Below are 20,071 nucleotides of genomic sequence, written 5' to 3' on the forward strand. Positions count from 1 at the left end.
CGGGTGCCACTCGTTCGGGGCGTTCCCGGGTTCCAACTGGTAAGACGCCGGACGATCAGTGGGTGGTGCCCCACCGGCGGGACCGGTTGACTGGCCGTATGCGAAGCATCACCCAACGCAGTTCGAAGGTTGTCGCGGGTGCGGCCGTGGTGGGTCTGCTGACCTCCCTGGCCACCGTGCCCGCCGCCGCGCGGGATGAGCCCCTGCTCGGGTTCACCGCCGGCCACTCGGCCGCGCAGCGACGAGCGGAGAAGGATTTCCTGGCCGCGATCGACCCGGCGCAGGCCAAGGAACTGAACACGACGATGTCGTCGAGGCCCCAGCTCATCGGGACCGAGGGCAACCGGGTCGCCGGTGAGTACGCCTTAGGCAAGCTGCGCGAGTGGGGCCTGCCCGCCCGGCACGTGCGGTACTCGGTGTACGGGTCGGTGGCCAAGGACATCAAGGTCGAGGTCACGGCCCCGACGAAGCGGACGCTGAGCGTCAAGGAGAAGCCCTACCCGGGGCAGAAGTACCTCGACGAGGCGGTCGTCGGCTACAACGCGTACTCACCCGCCGGTGACGTCACCGGACAGGTGGTCTACGTCAACTACGGCCTGCCCGAGGACTACCAGCACCTGGCCTCCCTGGGGGTGGACGTCCGGGGCAAGATCGTGCTGGCCCGCTACGGCGGCAGCTTCCGCGGCGTGAAGTCGAAGGTCGCGCAGGAGCACGGGGCCAAGGGCGTGATCATCTACTCCGACCCCAAGGACGACGGGTTCGTGCGCGGCCCGGTCTACCCCGACGGCCCGTGGCGGCCCGCGGACTCGATCCAGCGCGGCAGCGTGCAGTACATCTTCGAATACCCCGGCGACCCGCTGACCCCGGGCGAGCCGTCGGTGCCCGGTACCGAGCGGATCGACCCGGAGGACGCGGACAACCTGCCGCGCATCCCCACGACCCCGATCTCCTACGGCGAGGCCCAGCACCTGCTGCGCGCCCTCGGCGGCCCGGCGGTGCCCGCGAACTGGCAGGGCGGCCTCGACTTCCCGTACCACGTCGGGCCCGGCCCCACCGAGGCCCGGCTGGACCTCGACATCGAGTACCAGCAGCTGCCGGTCGACAACATCATCACCGAGATCAAGGGGCGCGGCCGCCCCGACGAGAAGGTCATCATCGGCGCCCACCGGGACGCCTGGACCTACGGCAGCGTCGACAACACCAGCGGCTGGACCTCGGCGCTGCAGATCGCCTACGGCATCTCGCGGCTGCTCAAGACCGGGTGGCGACCCGAGCGCACGATCGTGATCGCGGGCTGGGACGGCGAGGAGTACGGCCTGCTCGGCTCCACCGAGTGGGTCGAGCAGCTCGCCCCCGAGCTGCGGCGGGGCGCGGTCGCGTACCTGAACATGGACGGCACGGCGGGCCGCTCGTTCGGCGCGTCGTCGGTCCCGGCGCTCGACGACGTGATCACCGACGTCACCAAGGTGGTGCCGGACCCGGAGAAGGGCACGGTCTACGCCAACTGGACCGCGCAGGGCGCCCCGGTGCCCACCCGCCTCGGCAGCGGTTCGGACTACACCGCGTTCCTCGACCGGCTCGGCGTCCCGTCGGCCGACCTCGGCTTCGACTCCCCCGGCGGCAACTACCACAGCACCATCGACGACCCGCAGAACCTCGAGCGCTTCGTCGACCCCGGTTCGCGCTACCAGTCCGTGTCCGCCCAGACCACGGGCCTGGTCGGCCTGCGCCTGGCCCAGGCCGACGTCATCCCCCTCAACTACTCCGACTACGCCCGCGAGACCCTGACCTACCTGGCGGCCGCGGGCAAGCGCGGGGTCGACGTGACGGCCGCGACCAAGGCCGCCCAGGACTGGCTGCGAGCCACCGAGAAACTGGAGTCCACACGCGACAAACTGCTGCGCGACAAGTCCTTCGGCGGCCGTGACGGGCTGGACCGGCTCAACCGGTCGGTGCTGGCCCAGGAACGGGCGCTGACCCGGTCCGAGGGCCTGCCGGACCGGGCCTGGTACCGCCACCAGATCTACGCCCCCGGCACGTACACCGGCTACGCCGTCAAGGTTCTGCCGGGTGTCAACGAACCCCTCGACCAGAACGACACGGCCACCGCCACGCAGTGGCTGAAGCTGCTCACCAAGTCCCTGGAATCCGCCACCCGCTCCGCCGACTGCTGACCGCCGGGGTGGCGCGCCCGGCCGGGCGCGCCACCCCGCCCTAGTCGACGACGAAGTTCGGGCTCAGGCCGTCGCCCCAGGTGAACCCGCTGCCCCTGCGCGGACGGCCGCGTTCCTGCTGCCTGCGGACGACCCACCGGCCCGGGGCGATGCCGGTTCCACCGTGCTCGGGGTGGATGAGGTAGACCGGTGCCGTGTTCTCCAGGAGGGCCAAGGCGAGCCCCAGGGAATCCCGCACCTCCCAGGTGAAGCGGCAGGTGCCCGGGTCGCCGACGAGGGTGTGCGGGTTGGCACCGTTGCCCCCGCGGATCAGGTCCACGCCCTCCGGCGGGACCTGCGACCAGCCGGATTCCCGCCAGGGCTTGACGTAGGCCAGTTCGACGGCGGGGAGGACGATCAGGTCGCCCTGGGCTTGCGGGCCGTCGATCACGGGGACGGCGACCTCGCGTTCGAGGTGGTCGAGGACGTCGAGTCCGGTGTGGTCGAGCAGTTGGCCAAGTCTCATGTGTGTCACCTATGTGCGTCGGAGCAGGGTCGCGTACTGCTCGGTGGTCAGTCCGTAGGTCCAGGCGGCGGCTTGCAGCGGCGAGTCGACCCACCGCGGGACGCGCAGGCCGTAGCGGCGTCGGGTCCCGTCGCGTTCGAGGGAACCGTTGACCGCCAACAGCATTCGCGCGCCTGCCCACGCGGGCAGGTCGTAGAGCCGCAGTTCGGCGTCCTGGTTGCCGGGGTCGGGCGCGGTGGCGACGAGGGCGCTGCCGGAGCGCTCGAGGTACGCGGGCCAGCCGAGGTGCTCGATGGCGCAGCGGCGCACCTCGGCGTTGCGCTCGACGTCGATGCGCTCGGGGGTCGGGTCCTCGATCACCCAGGCGGGCACCGCGGTGCCGTGCCAGAAGTGGACGGACCAGCCGTCCGGGTAGCGCACCGCGGGGCCATCCGCGCGGTGCGGGCGGATCGCGTCGTCGACGTCGTCGAGCGCGAACACCGAAGGTCGTTCCGCGACAACGCATTCCCCGTCCCCCGGCCACCACCACCCGCACGAGCGGGCCAGCGCGGTCCACAGGTCGAGGGCCGGGTCGGGGCGGTCGGGCGCGAAGACCCGCCGGTGCGCGTCGAGCCCGGCCACCCAGCCGACGTCGTGCTGGCCGTACCGGACGTACCGCACACCACCGATGGCGCCCAGCAGGGCGGGCACGAGGCCGCGGCGGAAGTCGCGGTCCAGCGCGGCGCGGACCGCTTTGTCCACAATGGACATGTGTTCGAACCGGAACACCGCGGCGCCGTGCCAGTGCTTGGTCCAGACGCGCCGCAACAACTCCTGGCGTTCGTGCACGTGGACCCGCAGCCGGTAGGCCACAGTGGACTCCACGGGCGCGGCGGCCAGGACGGCACCCGCGCTCGGGGACCCGACCCAGCGGAAACGCGGCGGATCGGCCCGACCAGGGAGTACAGCCCCGCGGATGGCCGCTTCGGCGGTGTCCCGGTCGGCCGGTTCGGACGAGGTCGCGTGCGCGGTCCACTCGCGCCGAATCGGCTCGGGATCGGGAAAGGGTGCAACAGTGGGAACACGCGGTCTCCGCCGCGTGCGGCGGCTCATCGGCCGAGGGCGCAGCCGCCCCTTCGCGTAGACATGGCGCCATCGTGGCAGCAACCACCCCGTCCGCGCAAGGCAATCATGTGGCGCGGGCCCGGTAGGCGGCGGTCTTGACGCGGTTTTGGCAGGCAGTGGAACAGAAGCGGCGCGATCCGTTGTGGGAGGTGTCCACGTAGACGCGGTCGCAGCGGGGCGCGGTGCAGACGCCGAGGCGGTCGGCGGACGGGCCGCCGATGACGACGGACAGGGCCGCCGCGCAGGTGCCCGCCCACTGGCCCGCGAGGCCGCCCACGGTGCCCAACTGGTGCACGTGCCAGGTCGGGTCGTCGTCGTGGCGGAGCAGGACCGGCCGGACCTGGTGGTCGACCAGCTCGTCGTTGACCAGGGTCGCGGCCTCGGACAGGCGGTCGTCGGCCACGGCCGCGAAGACGCCGCGCAGGGTCGTGGCGGCCCGGCGCAGGCGGTCGGCCGCGGCGGCGGTGACGACCGTCAGGTCCTCGGCGCCCGCCGTGCGCAGGGCCTCCGCGACCGCGTCGCGCAGGGCTGTGCCGTCGGGCGGCGCGTAGGCGCGGCCCCGGGCCTGTCCCGTGGTGACCGCGTTGACCAGGTGGGCGGCGGCGCGGACCGGGCCGTCGTAGTGACTGTCGAATCGCACTTGACCAGTGACACCTCTTCCGGCAGGTTTGTGACTGGCAGTCTAGTCCACGCCAGTCACGGAGGTTGCCGTGCGCGAGCACGCCCGGTCCTGGATCGCCCGTTGGGACGCCCAGCAGGAGTTCTACGTCCCCCACCGCGAGACGCTGTTCGGCGTCATCGCCGACGCGCTCGTCGAGGTCGTCGACAAGCCCGACCCGCTCGTGCTCGACCTGGGCTGCGGCCCGGGGTCGCTCGCCGTGCGACTACGCGAGCGCCTCCCGAAGGCGCGGATAGTCGCCGTCGACACGAACCCGCTGCTGCTGGGGCTGGCCCAGGCCGCGTACGCCGACACTCCGGAACTGCGCTTCGTCTCGGCCGACCTGGCGCGGCCGGACTGGACCGCGGTGCTGGACCTGGACGGCCCCGTCGACGCCGCGGTCAGCACGACCGCCCTGCACTGGCTGCCCGAGGACCGGCTGCGCGCCGCGTACGCCGAACTGCACTCGGTCCTGGCGCCCGGCGCGGTCTTCCTCGACGGCGACCACCTGACCGCCGAGGACTTCGCCCCCACCCTCGCCCGGGTCCACGCGGCCCTCGGTCGGTCGACCGCCGAGGAGCCCAGAGACAACTGGGAGCAGTGGTGGGACGCGATCGCCCAGGACCCGACCTTCGGCGAGCTGGTCAAGCCCCGCGCGGGCCACGACCCGCACACCGAGACCCAGGGGCTGCGCACCCACGTCAACGCCCTGACCGACGCCGGGTTCGCCGAGATCGACACCATCTGGCAGCACGGCGACAGCCGGGTCCTGGCCGCCATCCGCTAGCGCCGGGAGCGACCGGACAGGTTTCCCGGGCCGCTACATCCGGTGCAGCGCCTGGAAAACCTGTTCGGCGCACTCCTCGACGCGCCGAGTCCGGCTCGCCGCGCCCCGTGGCCGAGAGGGGGCACCACCCCCTCTCGGCCCGGTTGACACCCGCAGGTGTGAGTGATTAATTACTTCTATGCCCACGCCCTCGCTCGTCGTCCGACGAGGACAAGAGTGAGTGGTCTACCACTCATCACCGCGGAGGATTCGATGAACGCTCTTGAGCTGCACGTCGTGTTCGGCACCGGCCCCGCCGGGCTCACCCTGGTCGACGAGCTGCTGGCCCGTGGACACCGCGTGCGCGCGGTCAACCGCAGCGGCTCGGCGTCGGTGCCGCGGGCGGCGGAGCTCGTCGCCGCCGACATCACCGACGAACCCCGCATGCGCGAGGTCTGCGCGGGCGCGACGGCGATCTACCACTGCGCGCACGCCCCGTACCACCTGTGGGACGACCTGCTCCCCCGGCTCCAGGCGGGTTTCCTCGCGGGCGCCGCGAGCAGCGGGGCGCGGCTCGTGGTCACCGACACGCTGTACATGTACGGGCCCACCGGCGGTGAGCCGATGACCGAGCGGACGCCGCACCGGGCCACCTCGCACAAGGGGCGGCTGCGGGCGGAGGTCGCGGACCGCTACCTGCGCGCCCACACCGACGGGGTGGCCGAGGTGGCCATCGCGCGGGCCGCGGACTTCTACGGGCCGCGAGTGCTCAACTCCGCGCTCGGCGGCGCGGTCTTCGTACCCGCACTGCACGGCGAGCCCGTTGTGGCGCTGGGCGACATCGACCAGCCGCACGCCTTCAGCCACATCGGCGATGTGGCCCGCGCGCTCGCGACCCTGGGCGAGCGACCGGAAGCACTCGGGCGGGTGTGGCACGTTCCCACCATCTCGACCCTGTCGACGCGCCAGGTGCACGGTTTGATCGAGCGGGAGTTGGGCGTCGAGCTGACACGGGACGTGCTGCCCGCGGCGACCGACCGGGCCTGGGGTCCGTTCGACGAGGTGTTCATGCGTGAATACGCCGAGCTGTTCTACCAGTACCTGGAGCCGCAGATCGTGGATTGCCGGGCCGTCGAGGACGCGTTCGGGCTGCGGCCGACGCCGTTCGAGGAGGGCATCGCGGCCACGATCGCGTGGTACCGGCAGCTACTCGGTTGACAGCGACAGAGTATGAGTGGTTGATTAGTCACATGGCACGTACGAGCTCCAGGCAGCTCTCCACTGCGGACGAACGCCGCGAGGTCGTGCTGCGGACCGCCATCGGGGCGTTCGCCACCCGGGGGTACTACGGCACGACCACGTCCGAGGTGGCCAAGGCCGCGGGGATCTCGCAGGCCTACGTGTACCGGCTCTTCCCGGACAAGGAGTCGCTGTTCGTCGCCGTCATCGAGCACTGCTCGACCCGCATGCGGGAGGCCTTCGCCGACGCCGCGGCGAAGGCGGAGGGCACGGCCCCCGCGGCGGTCCTCGACGCCCTGGGTGAGGCGTACGCCCGCCTGATCGTCGACCGGGACCTGCTGCTGGTCCTGCTCCAGGCCACGTGCGCGGCCACCGAGCCCGCCATCGGCGACGCGATCCGCGCCTGCTACGCCCGGGAGGTCGAGTACGTCCGCGCGGTCACCGGCGCCGACGACGAGGCGATCCAGCGGTTCTTCGCGCGTGGGTTCCTCTGCAACACCGTGCTGGCGCTCGGCGCCGACACCATCGACGCGCCCTGGGCGAGCACCCTCCGCACGGGGCTGCGCCACTACTGATCGTCGACGACCAAGACCACGACGTTGCCGCGCTTGTGGCCGGTGTCGGCGTGGCGGTGGGCCTCGGCGATGTCGACCAGCGGGTAGGTCTTGTCGATGACGACGCGGAGCTTGCCGGTCTCCAGGAGTTCCTTGATGACCGGCAGGGTGGCGCTCTTGTTGACGGACATGCCCGTCACGACCCTCTTGCCACCGCGGACCGATGTCCACAGCGACCAGACGTTGTTGGTCAACCCCGTTGTCGGGACGTACTTCCCGCGGCGCTTGAGCGCGGCGCGCGATGCCTGGAAGGAGCTTTTGCCCACGGCGTCGAAGACGACGTCGTAGGTGTCGTGGTTCGCGGTGAAGTCGGTGGTCGTGTAGTCGATGACCGCGTCGGCACCGAGGGAGCGGACCAGGTCCACATTGGACGGGCCGCAGACGGCGGTCACGCGGGCGCCGAGGCGCTTGGCGAGTTGGACGGCGTAGGTGCCGATGCTGCCGGACGCGCCGTTGACCAGGACGTGGTCGCCGGGGATGACCTTCGCCTTGTCCCGCAAGAAGAACAGCGCGGTGGTGGCGCCGTCGACCGCCGCGGCGGACTGGGCGAAGGACAGCCCGATCGGCTTGAGGGTGAGGGACCCGGTGGCGGGCATCCGCAGGTACTCGGCGTGGCCGCCGACGGCGAACCCGGTGAAGCCGAAGACCTCGTCGCCCGGGGCGAACCGGCGCACGGCCGAGCCGACCGACTCGACCACGCCCGCCACCTCCAGCCCCAGGGTGCGCAGCCCCCGCCGCGGCTTCCGCAGGCCGAGGATGACGCGGCCCCACCGGGGTTCGCCGCGGCGCATGGTGCACTCTGCGGAGGTGACGGTGGTGGCGTGCACCTTGATCAGCACGTCGGTGGCCCGGGGAACGGGGACGGGCGTCTCGACGACCCGCACGACGTCCGGCGGACCGAACCTGGTGTGCACCGCAGCTCTCATGGCCGTGACCGTAGCGGGACCCCACACGGGGCACGGGGCCGTTCCCGCGGTTCAGGGACAATCCCGGGAGATCACCTAGGGGGCACCCCGGAATACTTCCGTTATTTACCCCCTGAAATTATCCGCTCCCCCACCACGGTTACACCACGACGTCCACCGTCACAGAGCGCGAATGGGTGATCCCAGTGCGCGGAACCCGGACACCGCCGCATTCCGGGTAACGAGGTCGACATAAACGCAGGACACCGACGCGCTTTCCGTTACGAGTTGGGAATTGGGAATGCGCGAACTCCGCCGCCGCGCGCATTCATGTCAGGCTTTTCCCAACGGCCCCGAGAGCGTGGGCCATGACGGGAAGGCTTACCGATGTCGACGCATTTCCGCGCCAGAACCGCTGTCGCCGCCGTCGCGGCCGCGGCCGCCGTGCTCGCCGTCGCCACCCCGGCCCAGGCGGAGGAGGGCCAGGTCAGGGCCGCATCCGGGACCGCGGTGACCGGCTCGTACGTGGTGGTGTTCAAGGACGGCGCCGTGCACGCGGCGGCGGGCGACCACGCCGGGCGGTATGGCGGCACGGTCGAGCACACGTATTCCTCGGCGCTCAACGGGTATTCCGCGCGGCTTTCCGAGCGGGCCGCCCGGCGAATCGCGGCGGACCCGTCGGTCGCTTATGTCACCCAGGACCACGTCATCACCGCCGAGGGCACCCAAAGCAGCGCGCCGTGGGGCCTGGACCGCATCGACCAGCGGAATCTGCCGTTGAGCAAGACCTACACGTACCCGGACAACGGCGGCAGCGGCGTGACCGCGTACATCGTCGACACCGGCGTGCGGATCAGCCACAAGGAGTTCGAGGGCCGGGCCCGCAACGGCTACGACGCGGTGGACAAGGACAACGTCGCGCAGGACGGCCACGGGCACGGCACGCACGTGGCCGGGATCGTCGGCGGCCGCACGTACGGGGTGGCCAAGAAGGTCGGCATCGTCGCGGTGCGGGTGCTCGGGGACAACGGCAGCGGGACGCTCGCGGGCGTCATCGCCGGGATCGACTGGGTCACCAAGGACGCGGCGGGCAAGAAGGCCGTGGCGAACCTGAGCCTGGGCGGCGGCAAGGACGACACGGTCGACACCGCCGTGCGCAACTCCATCCGCTCGGGCGTCACCTACGCGGTCGCCGCGGGCAACTCCAACGCCGACGCCGCGGGCTTCTCCCCCGCCCGCGTCCCCGAGGCCATCACCGTCGCCGCGTCCGACAACACCGACCGCCGGGCGTCGTTCTCCAACTACGGCGACCTCGTCGACCTCTTCGGCCCGGGCGTCTCGATCGTCTCGGCCTGGCGCACGTCCGACACCGCCACCCAGACCGTGAGCGGCACCTCCCAGGCCACCCCCCACGTGGCGGGCGCCGCGGCGCTGTACCTGACGGGCCGCACCGCCACCCCCGCCCAGGTCCGCGACGCCCTGGTCGCCAGCGCCACCAAGAACAAGGTCACCGACCCGAAGAGCCCCAACAACCTCGTCTACACCGGAGCCTGATATCCCCTCGGGCGCCCGTTCCCGCACCGGCGGGGGCGGGCGCCCGCTTGTCGTGGGCGCGGGCAGGCAGCCGGTGGATTACAGTGGTCGCTCCGGTCAAGGCAGGGGAGTGGCGGCGTGGGTGGGAAGCGGTCGGCGCGGAAGCCCACGTTGCTCGACGTGGGGCGGTTGGCGGGTACGTCCACCGCCGTGGTCAGCTACGTGCTCAACGGCGGGCCCCGGCCCGTGTCGGAGAAGACCCGGGTCAAGGTCGAGGAAGCCATCCAGATGCTCGGCTACCGGCGCAACCCGCTGGCCGGCGCGCTCAGCGGCGGTCGCTCCAACCTCATCGGCCTGCTGGTCCCCGACACCGCGAACGCCTTCTACGGCGAGCTTTCCCGCTGCATCGAGGCCGAGGGGCGCGGCCGGGGGCTGCTGACCCTGCTCGGCAACACCGGCTACGGCTCGTCCCTCGGCGACGAGTACGGCGAGGCCTTCTCCGAGCTGCGCCCCCGCGGCATCTTCGTCACCACCGGCGAAGCGCCCCGCGGCGACGACGAGACGCCACGGGTGTTCTTGCAGTGGGCCGTTCCCGGTGCGGGTTCGCCCAACGTGACCTTCAACGACCACGAGGGTGCCCGGCTCGTCGTCGAGCACCTCGTCGAGCACGGCTACACCGACATCGCCTGCCTGGCCGGGGAGATCGAGGTGGGTCCGGCGGTCGGCCGTGAGGGTGGCTGGCGGCGGGCGATGGCGGACGCGGGTCTGCCGACCGCGGGCAGGCTCGTCCGCTCGTCCTTCGACCGGGTCGCCGCCGAGCAGGCCGTCAAGCGGGTACTGCGGGGCCGCGACCGCCCCCGCGCCATCTACGCCACGACCGACGAGCAGGCGCTCATCACCATCCGCACCGCGACGAACCTCGGGTTGCGGGTGCCGGAGGACCTGGCGGTCGTCGGCTTCGACGGGATCCGGGAAGCGGTGCTGGGCGGTTTCCCGCTCACCACGGTCCGTCTCCCGTTGGAGACCTTCGCGGCGCGCGCGTTCGACGCGCTCGACCGGGTCCACGCGGGCGACGCGCCCCGGGACGCCATCCTCGACGGCACCCTCAGCGTCGGCGTGACCTGCGGCTGCGAACCCCGGACATGACACCGCGCCCGCCCCGGTCCGGGGCGGGCGCGGTGCGCGCGACTACGCCTTCTTGTCGGCCGACGCGTAGTTCGGGGCCAGCGACAGCGCGCTGAACCGGAACGGCCGGTCGACCTTGGTGAACCCGAGCGGGCAGTGCTTCACGCCCGCCGGGATGTAGACCGAACCGCTGGTGGTGACCGTGTGCCGGACACCCTCGATGTCGAAGTAGATCTCCGCGCCCAGGTAGTCCGGGTCCTCGGGGTCGTTGCCGTGCCAGATCAGGACCTCGTCGTAGTCGTGCACGTGCTCCTTGACCCACTCCACCGGGCTGTCGCACTCCTTGATCCAGCAGTACGTCAGGTGGATCTTGCTCTCCGGCACCTCCTCGGACCGCATCAGCGCGAGCGCCTCGCCGATGTTCGGCGGCTCCACCACCCCGGCGGCGGAACCCTCGTTGACGAGGTCGTCGAGGCAGTTCGGCATCTTCCTGACGAACAGGTGCTCGTACGGACTGGTCATCGGTCCTCTTTCCTGGTCAGCCCCCTGGCAACACGACACGACCGTAGCACGTTCTAATCGTTTAGAAAGTTCGCCGAGACCCCTTTCTTTGTCCCGGTATCGGTCGTAACCTGATCCGAACCTCACCGAGACCAGACGTCGGGACCTGGTCTAAAGGCTTAGATGAGTCCACTCTGCACAGACCGGAGTCGCCCAGTGACGCGCACCCACCACCGCCCCGGACACCTGACCCGCGCACTCACCGCCACCGCGCTCGCCGCCACGACGCTGGCGGGCTGCTCCGCCCCGGACCGCACGACCGCCGCCGGGAGCGAGGACGCCACGCTGCGCATCGCCGCAGCCACCGACCCCGGCGAGACCCTCAACCCCTACGCCAGCAACCAAAGCCCGACGCAACAGCTGCGCAGCGCGCTGCTCTACGAGGGCCTGACCCGCCTGGACCCCACCGGCAAGGTGGAGTGGGCGCTGGCCACGGAGATGACGCCGAACGCGGACCTCACCCGGTGGACGATCAAGCTCCGACCCGACGTCAAGTTCACCGACGGCACCGCGTTCACCTCGGCGGACGTCGTGGCCAGCGTCAAATACCTCCGCGACCCGCAACACGCCGCGCAGGGGCTGGCGTTCATCGAGAAGATCGACCCGAACGCGGTCGAGGCCGTCGACCCGCTCACCGTCCGCATCGGACTCAGCGCGCCATTCGGCCCGTTCAAGGACATCTGGGCCAACGTCCTGCTGCCGATGACCAAGGCGGGTACGGCGCCGGAGAAGCCGGTCGGCACGGGTCCCTTCGCGGTGAAGGCTTTCACCCCCGGACGTCAGTCCACAGTGACCCGGTTCGACGCCTACTGGGGCACCCGGCCGATGGTCGGCACCGTCGAGATCACCGAGTTCCAGAACCAGCAGGCCCAGGCCAACGCGCTGCTGTCGGACCAGGTCGACATCGCCTCGGGCGCCAACCCCACCATCGCCCGGTCCCTCGCGGGCAAGGACGGCATCCAGCTCCTTGACAGCAAGGGCGACTTCACCCTCAGGATCGGCCTCAACACCGATGTCGCGCCGTTCGACGACGTCCGGGTCCGGCAGGCGCTGCGGTTGCTCGTCGACCGCGACCAGGTCGTCGCCAACGCGTTCGGCGGATACGCCCGCGTCGCGAACGACCACGAGGGCGGCACGCCGCAGTGCCCCGCGCCGGGGGTGCCGCAGCGGAAGCAGGACATCGAGCAGGCCAAGAAGCTGCTGGCCGAGGCCGGGCAGCCGAACCTCTCCTTCGCGATCACGACCGACGGCCTGCTGCCCGGCATGCGCGAGCTGGCCCAGGTGTTCGCCGAGAACGCGGCCAAGGCGGGGGTGAAGGTCGAGGTCAACGTGGTGCCCGTGCCGGAACTGCTGTCGAAGTGGGGAAAGTGGCCCGCGTTCATCGACTTCAACCCGATCCCCTACCTGCCGACCGTGATCGGGTCGATGCTGCCGGACCGGGTCGGCAACGCCACGCACTGGGACAACCCCGAGTTCGTCCGGCTGGCCGACGAGCTGTTCCTGGCCCCGGCGGCCGGGCAGTGCTCGATCATGAACCGGATGCACGAGATCGAGTACCGCGACGGCGCCACGGTCGTGCCCGCGTTCGTCAACGTGCTGATGCCGTACCGGAGCCGGGTGCGCGGGCTGGTCACGGACGTGAACGGGCGCCCGCTGTCGTTCCTGTCGAACGTGTCCGTCGGGAGCTGACGCCGTGGCCTCGTCGACCGCGCCGCGCCGGGGTTCGCCGACCCGGTGGCTGCTGGGGCGCCTGGCTGTCGGCCTGCTGGTGCTGTTCCTGGTGTCGGTGCTGCTGTTCCTGGTGACGCAGGCGCTGCCCGGGGACATCGCGCGGATCATCCTCGGCAAGGACGCGACGGCGGCGCAGGTGGCCGACCTGCGGGGGCGGCTCGGGTTGGACCGGCCGCTCGTGGCGCAGTACTGGCACTGGCTCACCGGTGTGCTCGGCGGCGACCTGGGGACGTCGTTGGACAACGGCAGGCCGGTGGCGGACATCCTCGCGCCCCGCGTGCTCAACTCGTTCACCCTGGGCCTGATGTCGATGGCCCTGATCCTGCCGCTGTCGGTGCTCATCGGCGTGTTCACCGCGTACCAGCGGGACAGCCTGCCGGACAGGGCTTTTGTGGCGGTGTCGTCGCTGTTCACCGCGCTGCCCGCGTTCGTCGTCGGCATGCTGCTGATCGCGTTCTTCGCGACGTCGGTGTTCAGGGTGCTGCCGGGGGTGTCGAACATCCCGCCCGGCGACCTGCCGTGGTGGCACCCGGCCGAACTCGTGCTGCCGGTGACCACGCTGACGCTGATGGGCGTCATGTACCTGGGGCGGCTCGTGCGGGCGTCGTTCATCGACGCGATGGACAGCGAGTACGCGCAGATGGCGGTGCTCAAGGGGCTCAGCGGGCGCCGGGTGCTGTTCCGGCACGCGCTGCCCAACGCGGTCGCGGCGAGCCTCCCGGCGGCGAGCCTGGTCGCGGCGGTGACGATCACGGGCGTCGTGGTGGTCGAGTACGTGTACTCGTACCCGGGGCTGGGGACGGAGTTGGTGAGTGCGGTCAACGCCCACGACCTGCCGGTGATGCAGGCGTGCGTGCTGGTGCTGGCCACGGCGTACTACGTGTTCAACCTGCTGGCGGATGTGTTCACGACACTGGGGAGGTCGCGGTGAGTACTTCGGTGCTGGGTCGGGCCGCGCGCACCGGGCGGGCCCGTCTGGGGGTGGGCCTGCTCGGTGTGGTCGCGCTCGTGGTGGTGCTGGGGCCGGTGTTCGCTCCGCACCCGTACGACGCGATCGTCGGGCCGCCGCTGGCGGACCCGAGCGGGGCTTTCCCGCTGGGGACCGACATCCTCGGTCGGGACGTGCTGAGCCGCTTGCTCGACGGTGGGGTCAACCTGACCTGGATGGCGGTCCTCGCGGCGGGGATCGGGGTCGTGCTCGGGTCTCTGGTCGGGCTCACGGCCGCGTACCGGGGTGGCGCGGTCGACGCGGTGCTCATGCGGGCGATGGACGTGCTGCTGAGCTTCCCGGAGATCATCTTCGTGCTGCTGTTCGTGTCGATGCTCGGCCGCAGCACGGTGTTGACGTCGGCGCTGGTCGGTGTGGCGTTCGTGCCGGGCGTGTCGCGGGTGCTGCGCGGCGCGGCGATTCCCGTTGTCGGCAGCGACTACGTGCTGTGGGCGCGGGTGAACGGGTTGCCCGCCGGGCGGATCCTGCTGCGCGAGGTGCTGCCGGGGGTGACCTCGCCGCTGATGGTGGAGGCCGGGACGCGGCTGGTGTGGGCGGTGTCGGCCATCGCGTCGTTGAGCTACCTGGGTTTCGGCATCGCGCCGCCCGCCGCGGACTGGGGGCTGATGGTGGGTGAGAACCAGGACGGGCTGTCGGTGGCGCCGCTGCCGGTCCTGGCGCCGATCGCGTTGATCCTGATGATGGCCTTGGGCGGCAACCTGGTCGCCGAGTCCGTCGCGCGGACCGTCGGCCGCACGGAAGGGAGGGTGTGACGTGGAGGTCGAGGTTTCCGGTGTCACGGTCCGGGCGGACGCCACGGGGCACGACATCGTCCGGGACATCGGGTTCGAGCTGGCCAGGGGCTCGGTGCTGGGCGTGGTCGGCGAGTCCGGGTCGGGCAAGAGCACGCTCGCGTTGGCGTTGCTGGGTTTCGCGCGCAAGGGCGCGACGATCACGGGCGGCCGGGTGGTGGTCGATGACGTCGACCTGCTCGCCCTGCCGGAGAAGGAGTTGCGGCGCGCCAGGGGAAGCAGGGTCGCGTACGTGCCGCAGGACCCGGCGACGGCGTTGAACCCGAGCCTGAGCCTGGCGACGCAGCTGACCGAGGGACTGCGGTTGCCCCGGCGGGAGGCGCTGGCCCGGGTCCGGTCGTTGCTGGAGGCGGTCGGGCTGCCCGGCGACGACGCCTTCCTGCGGCGGCGGCCCCGGCAGCTGTCGGGGGGCCAGCAGCAGCGGGTGGCCATCGCGATGGCGGTCGCGCCGGGTCCCCGGTTGATCGTGCTGGACGAGCCGACGACCGGCCTGGACGTGTCGACGCAGGCGCGGGTGCTGGAGGTGGTGCGGGAGCTGTGCCGGTCGCGGGACCTGGCGGCGATCTACGTCTCGCACGACCTGGCGGTGGTGGCGGAGGTCGCGGACCGGGTGCTGGTGGTGTACGGGGGCGAGGTGGTGGAGCACGGGTCGTTGGCCCGCGCGGCGCACCCGTACACCCGGGCCCTGCTGGCCGCGGTGCCGTCGTCGACCCACCGGCACCGGCTGGTGCCGATCCCGGGCCGGGCGCCGGGGATCGGCGCGGACCGGTCGGGGTGCGTGTTCGCGCCGCGGTGCGCGCACGCGGCGGAGGAGTGCTCGTCGCGTCCGCCGTTGGTCGAGGTTCCGTCGGGGACGTTGGCGCGGTGCTGGCGGACGGCGGAGGTGGCGCGGTCACCCCGGCCTGCCGTTGTCGTCGATGCGGCTCCCCCGTTCTCCGGCGACGAGATTCTGACGGTGTCCGGGTTGAACGCGGGGTACGGCGGTCGACAGACCCTGTTCGAGGTGTCCTTCGGCCTGGCGCGGGGCGAGTGCCTGGCGTTGGTGGGTGAGTCGGGCAGTGGGAAGACGACGATGTCGCGGTGTCTGGTGGGCTTGCACGAGGAGCAGGAAGGGAAGATTGTTTTCGACGGCCAGGTGCTCGCTCCTCGGCGCGACAAGGACCTGCGGCGGGAGTTGCAGTACGTCTTCCAGAACCCGTACGGCTCACTCAGTCCACAGCGGACTGTCGAGAGCAGTCTCCTGGTTCCGCTCAGGCACTACTTCGGCCTGAAGGGCACCGAAGCCCGACGGCGTGCCCACGAGGCCCTGGACCGCGTCGAGATCCCCACCCACCTCGCGAACCGCTACCCCGCCGAACTCTCCGGCGGCCAACGCCAACGCGTGGCCATCGCCCGAGCCCTCGTCTGCCGACCCAAGCTGCTCATCTGCGACGAGATCACCTCCGCCCTGGACGTCTCGGTCCAGGCCGCGGTGGTCGAACTCCTCCGCTCCCTCCTGGCGGAGGGCCTGTCGATGATCTTCGTGACGCACGACCTGGCTGTCGTCCGAAGCATCGCCGACACCGTCACCGTCCTCAACCAGGGCCGAGTCGTGGAGAAGGGCACGGCGGACGCCGTGCTCTCCTCCCCCACCCACCCCTACACGCGCTCGCTGGTGGCCGCCACCCTCGACGTCCCCGACACCTTCGAGCACGCGGGGTAGTCACTCGTCGTGGTCGTCCTCCGCCTCCCTGTCCCAGTGCCTGCCCTGCGCGCGCAGGGACTCGGCGTGGTCGCGGAGGACCCGCGCGGTGTGCGGCCAGTCGAGTTCGACGTCGGCGGCCCAGGCCAGGTACTTCGCGGCTGAGGCCCGCTCCTGCTGCCCGCCGTCGTACACGCCTCGGGTCGTCATGCCGATGTCGTTGCTCATGCCGGTCAGGAAGCCGATGCGGATCTCGTCGGCGTCCTCCAGGTCCAGGACGTCGCGGATCGCCTCCGCAGGCCAAGCCCCGTCGGCGCCGACGGGACCTGCCGAGATCAGCGCCCCGATGGACCGGTCACCGCTCTTTCGAAGGTTTGCCTGGAGGAGGAGCTCCCGCGCCGCGGAGACCCAGCCGTGCAGGAACTTCCCGTCCACGACGTCGTCTCGGTGGCCGGGGACGCGGCGCATCCGCTCGGCGGTCAGGTAGAAACCCGTGGCGTCGGGGTTCAGCTTTCCGTTCGGGAGGTAGCGGAACTGGTGCAGTTCGACGAAGGCGGAGGCATCGCCGGAGATCAAGTCGAGCAGCGTCTGGGGCTGCCAGTCGTGGAACAGGCCCGCGAACATCACCTCCCACCGGACGATTTCGCGCGCGGCGCAGTCGGTCTCGCGCAGGTACGCCAGAAGCCTCTCCAGTTCGTAGGAGATGTCGGGCCGCGCTGTGCCCGGGGCGTCCACGAGTGCCTGGAAGGTGGCAACCACGAACTCCACCGGAGGGCGCCACGAACTGTTGTGGTCGTGCAGCACCATGACCAGGCCGTCGATGGCCGCACCGGCGCGGCAGGCTCCGAGGATCTTGGCGAGGTATCCCTCAACCGCCCCCGTGGGGAACGGGTAAGCCGGGGTGATCTCCCAGAAGCGCTGTCGGGTCTCCTCGCTTTCCGCCGCCACCCGCTCGTACGCCCAGTCCACGGGCACCGCCAGCAGGAACGCCACACGGCGCGAGACGTCATCAGGAACGCTGTCGACGACTTCCGCGCACCATTCGGCACCACCGACACGGGCGCGGCAACGAACCCAGCCCTCCGCCAACTCGCTGCCAAGGACGTTGAAGACCTCTTCGCGCGCGGCGTCGCCCGTCACCCGCGCCAGCGCCCACCCGACGGAATCACCCCGCGTACTTGCCTCCGCCAAGCGCGCCAGGCCCTCGAACCCTTGGTGGTCGAACACCTCAGCGACGACCTCTTGCCTGCGGGCGTCCACCGCCGCGTGGTGGGCCTCATGATCGGTCCGGTCAACTCCCGGCAAGGCGGGGTGCCAGGAGAACAACCAGGCGTGCCTGGTCGGGTCCGCGACGGGTTCGATCCGCTTGGCGAAGAGCGTCAGGCGCTCCACCTCGGCAGGCGTGCGGTGTTTGGGTTCAGCGTCACCGTCGATGGCGCGGTTGAGGATCGTCGTCACCTGGGTCCACAGCTCGCCCAGCTCGTGCTGGTGGAGTGGGCTGAGAGAGGCGTTCTCGAGGGCACCCAGGAGCCGCTCGCGCCAGCTTTCGGGGAACCGGGCAACCCTGGGCAGGTAGTCCGCCCAGCGGCGTGGGTCGGTGATCAGATCGGCCTCGATGGCGTCGAGCAGTGCCGCCCCGTACGCGGTCAACCCGTCCGGTGCGGCGGACTCCGCGCTGGCCCAGTCCTGCCGGACGCGGGGACGCGCCGGGTGGGCCAGGAACCCGCCGTGGCGGGTCAGGTCGTCGAGGAGTCGCCAGCCCACCTCGGGGTAGCGCTTGCGCACCTGGTTGATCAAGGCCGAGCGACCCTCGACCGGGATGGGGCTGATCGGCGCTGCCGTGAGCAGGCTCGCCAAGGTGTTGGACGGGCGGTTCGCCAGGCGGCCACCCGGATCGATCTCGGCCAGCCGCGCGACCGACAGGGTCGCGAGCGAGCGGTGATCCGCCGACCAGGCGAGGGTCTCCAATGCCCAGAGCAGCCCGGAGTGCGGGGAGTGGTGTCCCGCCACGCCGTCGTCGAATATCAGGCGGAGCAAGGGATCCGGCGCCCGTGTCCCCGCACGGACAGCGTCGAGGAAGACTCCGGGCGCGGCTTCCGCCAGCAGCGGCAGCACGTCGGCGAGCGAACGCCAGAGCAGGCCGGTCCGGTCGTCGTTCGCCTCGCGCAGCAGCGCGCCGACGATCCGGGACGCGTGGTTCTCGCCCGTGTCGCCCGCCACGGCCCCGGTGTCACCCAGGCGCGCCAAGCCTTCGGCGATGCCTTGGCGCAGGTCGTCGGACCAGCGCCGCCGGATGTCCCGCAGCCCGGCGGTGAACGCCTCCCCCTCGGGGAGCGAGAGCACCGGGTCCACCTCGCCGAGCACCTCGGCCGCGGCGTCGGCGAACCGCGCCAGGTCGGTGCCGGTCATCCGGGACACCAGTTGGGACCAGGCGTCGAACGGGTCGGCGAGTTGCCAACGGGAGCCGCTGCGGTGGACCAGTGGGTCCGAGGAGGTGGCGTTCGCGGCGAGGAAGCGGTCGACGGCCGGGTAGTCGTGCCCGGTGACGCGCCCGATGATCTCGTGATCGACGGCATTGGTGGCGGGCCAGCGACCGATGAGCGCGAGCGGGGTCGCGATCGCGGAGTCCTGCGCCCACGGTGGGCGTGACCTGCTCGGCATGAGCCTGCGCATGAGGGCGCGTTGGCTCCGCCTGGCCAATCCCGCGTACTCGTCGGCCAGGTGCGGTGGCGTTCCGGCGGCCAGGAAGGCGTCCCGGGCCAGGTCCCTGGGGACACGCGGCAGTGTCAGCCCATCGGCGCGGCGGACGAACGCGTCTTGGGCGATGAGCACGTGCCGCTGGTTCTGGTTGTGGCCGACGAGGACGTCATCGCTCACCACGACCGCCGGGAACGACCGCGGGATCTTGGCCGCGTGCTCCCACCCGGCCCGCGAGGTGACGCGCACCGCGCGGGACGCGGGACCGAGGACCACTGCGGCGAACTCGGCGACCTCGTCCGTCGTCTGGCCTTGGAGGACGAGGGTCCCTGGTGAACCGGCCAGCCACGACCGCAACCGATCGGCGACCTCCGCGCGGCCCAGCAGGGCAAGACCCTCGGGCAGCGCGGTCGCCGCGACGCGCTCGCGGTGCCACGCGGCCAGGTCCTCGATCCCTTCGCGGACCCCGACGCCCAGCGCCGGGGCGGCGGTGATGAGGCGATCCACCAAGCCGGGGAGGGCGTGCGCGTCGCGGTAGGTGAGGCGGACGTACTGGCGGACGGCCAGGGACGCGAGGTCGGGCGGCAACTGGTCCGCGCCGTGCATGCGACCGCTGTCTTCAAGGATGGGGATGACCGGTTTCCCCGCCGCGAGCACGGTGGCGATCTCCCGCCGCACGATGTCGTCCGGGTCGAACAGGCGCGCGCCGAACTCGGACAGCCACCGGTCGCCGATCACCACGAGCATCGCGTCGCAGGTCTTCACCGCGTTCCACAGGATCGGCGGGTATTCGTGCCCGACATCGATGGACCGCTGGAGCGGAAGACCTGGTCTGGGCCGAGCACACCGGAGAGTGCCGCGTCCAGCCAGGCGGCCTTGTCCTGGCCGTCGCCGACGCGGAAGTTGATGAACAGCATGTGGTGAGAGTGCCTTGCGGGTGCGTTGGGCTTCAACGGGTTTCCCGTCGCCCGAGTGCGT

17 protein-coding genes are annotated in these 20,071 nt (G+C 71.3%); 10 read left to right on the forward strand and 7 right to left on the reverse strand.

Translation table 11 applies throughout. The annotated features are described in order from the left end of the window. Positions 1 to 98 precede the first annotated feature (98 nt). On the forward strand, positions 99 to 2,174 hold the full coding sequence (locus tag V5P93_RS21860; RefSeq protein ID WP_245931240.1) for a M28 family peptidase: 2,076 nt from the start codon (positions 99 to 101) through the stop codon (positions 2,172 to 2,174). Positions 2,175 to 2,214: 40 nt separating this feature from the next. Here the strand turns inward: V5P93_RS21860 and V5P93_RS21865 are convergent, their stop codons facing one another. The 3 genes from V5P93_RS21865 to V5P93_RS21875 all read right to left on the reverse strand — a co-directional run bounded on the left by V5P93_RS21865 (position 2,215) and on the right by V5P93_RS21875 (position 4,423). Continuing rightward, positions 2,215 to 2,679: a hypothetical protein gene (locus V5P93_RS21865; protein ID WP_104479002.1), complete on the reverse strand. Its 465-nt coding sequence runs from the start codon at positions 2,677 to 2,679 to the stop codon at positions 2,215 to 2,217. A 9-nt stretch (positions 2,680 to 2,688) separates the two neighbouring features. Continuing rightward, positions 2,689 to 3,531 carry a DUF6745 domain-containing protein gene (locus V5P93_RS21870; protein WP_245931239.1) on the reverse strand — a complete coding sequence of 281 codons (843 nt, stop codon included), beginning with the start codon at positions 3,529 to 3,531 and terminating at the stop codon, positions 2,689 to 2,691. Positions 3,532 to 3,847: 316 nt separating this feature from the next. Next, the gene (locus tag V5P93_RS21875; protein ID WP_104479001.1) at positions 3,848 to 4,423 is read right to left on the reverse strand and encodes a CGNR zinc finger domain-containing protein; all 576 of its coding nucleotides are present in this window, start codon (positions 4,421 to 4,423) and stop codon (positions 3,848 to 3,850) included. A 70-nt stretch (positions 4,424 to 4,493) separates the two neighbouring features. Here V5P93_RS21875 and V5P93_RS21880 point away from each other — a divergent pair, with 70 nt between their 5' ends. The 3 genes from V5P93_RS21880 (at position 4,494) to V5P93_RS21890 (ending at position 7,021) form a co-directional block, all read left to right on the forward strand. After that, on the forward strand, positions 4,494 to 5,228 hold the full coding sequence (locus tag V5P93_RS21880) for a trans-aconitate 2-methyltransferase (RefSeq protein ID WP_104479000.1): 735 nt from the start codon (positions 4,494 to 4,496) through the stop codon (positions 5,226 to 5,228). A 252-nt stretch (positions 5,229 to 5,480) separates the two neighbouring features. Further along, on the forward strand, positions 5,481 to 6,425 hold the full coding sequence (locus tag V5P93_RS21885) for an NAD-dependent epimerase/dehydratase family protein (RefSeq protein WP_104478999.1): 945 nt from the start codon (positions 5,481 to 5,483) through the stop codon (positions 6,423 to 6,425). A 32-nt stretch (positions 6,426 to 6,457) separates the two neighbouring features. Further along, on the forward strand, positions 6,458 to 7,021 hold the full coding sequence (locus tag V5P93_RS21890) for a TetR/AcrR family transcriptional regulator (protein WP_104478998.1): 564 nt from the start codon (positions 6,458 to 6,460) through the stop codon (positions 7,019 to 7,021). Here V5P93_RS21890 and V5P93_RS21895 read toward each other — a convergent pair. Continuing rightward, positions 7,015 to 7,986: an NAD(P)-dependent alcohol dehydrogenase gene (locus V5P93_RS21895; protein ID WP_104478997.1), complete on the reverse strand. Its 972-nt coding sequence runs from the start codon at positions 7,984 to 7,986 to the stop codon at positions 7,015 to 7,017. The genes V5P93_RS21890 and V5P93_RS21895 overlap by 7 nt on opposite strands. Positions 7,987 to 8,352: 366 nt before the next feature. On the opposite strand from V5P93_RS21895, the gene V5P93_RS21900 reads away from it, so the two are divergent. Further along, entirely contained in the window at positions 8,353 to 9,519 is a 1,167-nt protein-coding gene (locus tag V5P93_RS21900) for a S8 family peptidase (protein ID WP_104478996.1), read from the forward strand. Between the two features lie 117 nt (positions 9,520 to 9,636). Then, the gene (locus V5P93_RS21905) at positions 9,637 to 10,644 is read left to right on the forward strand and encodes a LacI family DNA-binding transcriptional regulator (RefSeq protein ID WP_104478995.1); all 1,008 of its coding nucleotides are present in this window, start codon (positions 9,637 to 9,639) and stop codon (positions 10,642 to 10,644) included. 42 nt (positions 10,645 to 10,686) lie between these two features. Here the strand turns inward: V5P93_RS21905 and V5P93_RS21910 are convergent, their stop codons facing one another. Continuing rightward, on the reverse strand, positions 10,687 to 11,145 hold the full coding sequence (locus V5P93_RS21910) for a hypothetical protein (protein ID WP_104478994.1): 459 nt from the start codon (positions 11,143 to 11,145) through the stop codon (positions 10,687 to 10,689). 195 nt (positions 11,146 to 11,340) lie between these two features. Here V5P93_RS21910 and V5P93_RS21915 point away from each other — a divergent pair, with 195 nt between their 5' ends. From V5P93_RS21915 to V5P93_RS21930, 4 genes are read left to right on the forward strand one after another with little or no spacing between them, the layout of a single operon-like run. Then, entirely contained in the window at positions 11,341 to 12,873 is a 1,533-nt protein-coding gene (locus tag V5P93_RS21915) for an ABC transporter substrate-binding protein (protein ID WP_245931238.1), read from the forward strand. Between the two features lie 4 nt (positions 12,874 to 12,877). Further along, positions 12,878 to 13,846: an ABC transporter permease gene (locus tag V5P93_RS21920; RefSeq protein WP_104478992.1), complete on the forward strand. Its 969-nt coding sequence runs from the start codon at positions 12,878 to 12,880 to the stop codon at positions 13,844 to 13,846. Next, positions 13,843 to 14,676 (forward strand): ABC transporter permease, encoded by an 834-nt coding sequence (locus tag V5P93_RS21925; RefSeq protein WP_104478991.1) that lies wholly within the window; start codon positions 13,843 to 13,845, stop codon positions 14,674 to 14,676. The genes V5P93_RS21920 and V5P93_RS21925 overlap by 4 nt, the downstream gene beginning before the upstream one ends. A gap of 1 nt (position 14,677) precedes the next feature. Further along, the gene (locus tag V5P93_RS21930) at positions 14,678 to 16,417 is read left to right on the forward strand and encodes an ABC transporter ATP-binding protein (RefSeq protein WP_104478990.1); all 1,740 of its coding nucleotides are present in this window, start codon (positions 14,678 to 14,680) and stop codon (positions 16,415 to 16,417) included. Here V5P93_RS21930 and V5P93_RS21935 read toward each other — a convergent pair whose 3' ends face one another. Both V5P93_RS21935 and V5P93_RS21940 read right to left on the reverse strand, forming a co-directional pair. Beyond that, entirely contained in the window at positions 16,418 to 19,858 is a 3,441-nt protein-coding gene (locus tag V5P93_RS21935; RefSeq protein WP_104478989.1) for a hypothetical protein, read from the reverse strand. After that, complete coding sequence (locus tag V5P93_RS21940; protein WP_181043459.1) at positions 19,855 to 20,010, reverse strand: hypothetical protein; 156 nt, start codon at positions 20,008 to 20,010, stop codon at positions 19,855 to 19,857. Before V5P93_RS21940 ends, V5P93_RS21935 begins: the two co-directional genes overlap by 4 nt. Positions 20,011 to 20,071 lie beyond the last annotated feature (61 nt).

The organism is Actinokineospora auranticolor, assembly GCF_041897805.1.
GTDB classification, from domain to species: domain Bacteria; phylum Actinomycetota; class Actinomycetes; order Mycobacteriales; family Pseudonocardiaceae; genus Actinokineospora; species Actinokineospora auranticolor.

Excerpts from the sequence above, each read along its gene's own strand:
- V5P93_RS21900 (WP_104478996.1), top strand. The coding sequence starts at position 8,353 with ATGTCGACGCATTTCCGCGCCAGAACCGCTGTCGCCGCCGTCGCGGCC.
- V5P93_RS21865 (WP_104479002.1), bottom strand. The coding sequence starts at position 2,679 with ATGAGACTTGGCCAACTGCTCGACCACACCGGACTCGACGTCCTCGAC.
- V5P93_RS21885 (WP_104478999.1), top strand. The coding sequence starts at position 5,481 with ATGAACGCTCTTGAGCTGCACGTCGTGTTCGGCACCGGCCCCGCCGGG.
- V5P93_RS21890 (WP_104478998.1), top strand. The coding sequence starts at position 6,458 with ATGGCACGTACGAGCTCCAGGCAGCTCTCCACTGCGGACGAACGCCGC.
- V5P93_RS21860 (WP_245931240.1), top strand. The coding sequence starts at position 99 with ATGCGAAGCATCACCCAACGCAGTTCGAAGGTTGTCGCGGGTGCGGCC.
- V5P93_RS21940 (WP_181043459.1), bottom strand. The coding sequence starts at position 20,010 with ATGCTGTTCATCAACTTCCGCGTCGGCGACGGCCAGGACAAGGCCGCC.
- V5P93_RS21910 (WP_104478994.1), bottom strand. The coding sequence starts at position 11,145 with ATGACCAGTCCGTACGAGCACCTGTTCGTCAGGAAGATGCCGAACTGC.
- V5P93_RS21895 (WP_104478997.1), bottom strand. The coding sequence starts at position 7,986 with ATGAGAGCTGCGGTGCACACCAGGTTCGGTCCGCCGGACGTCGTGCGG.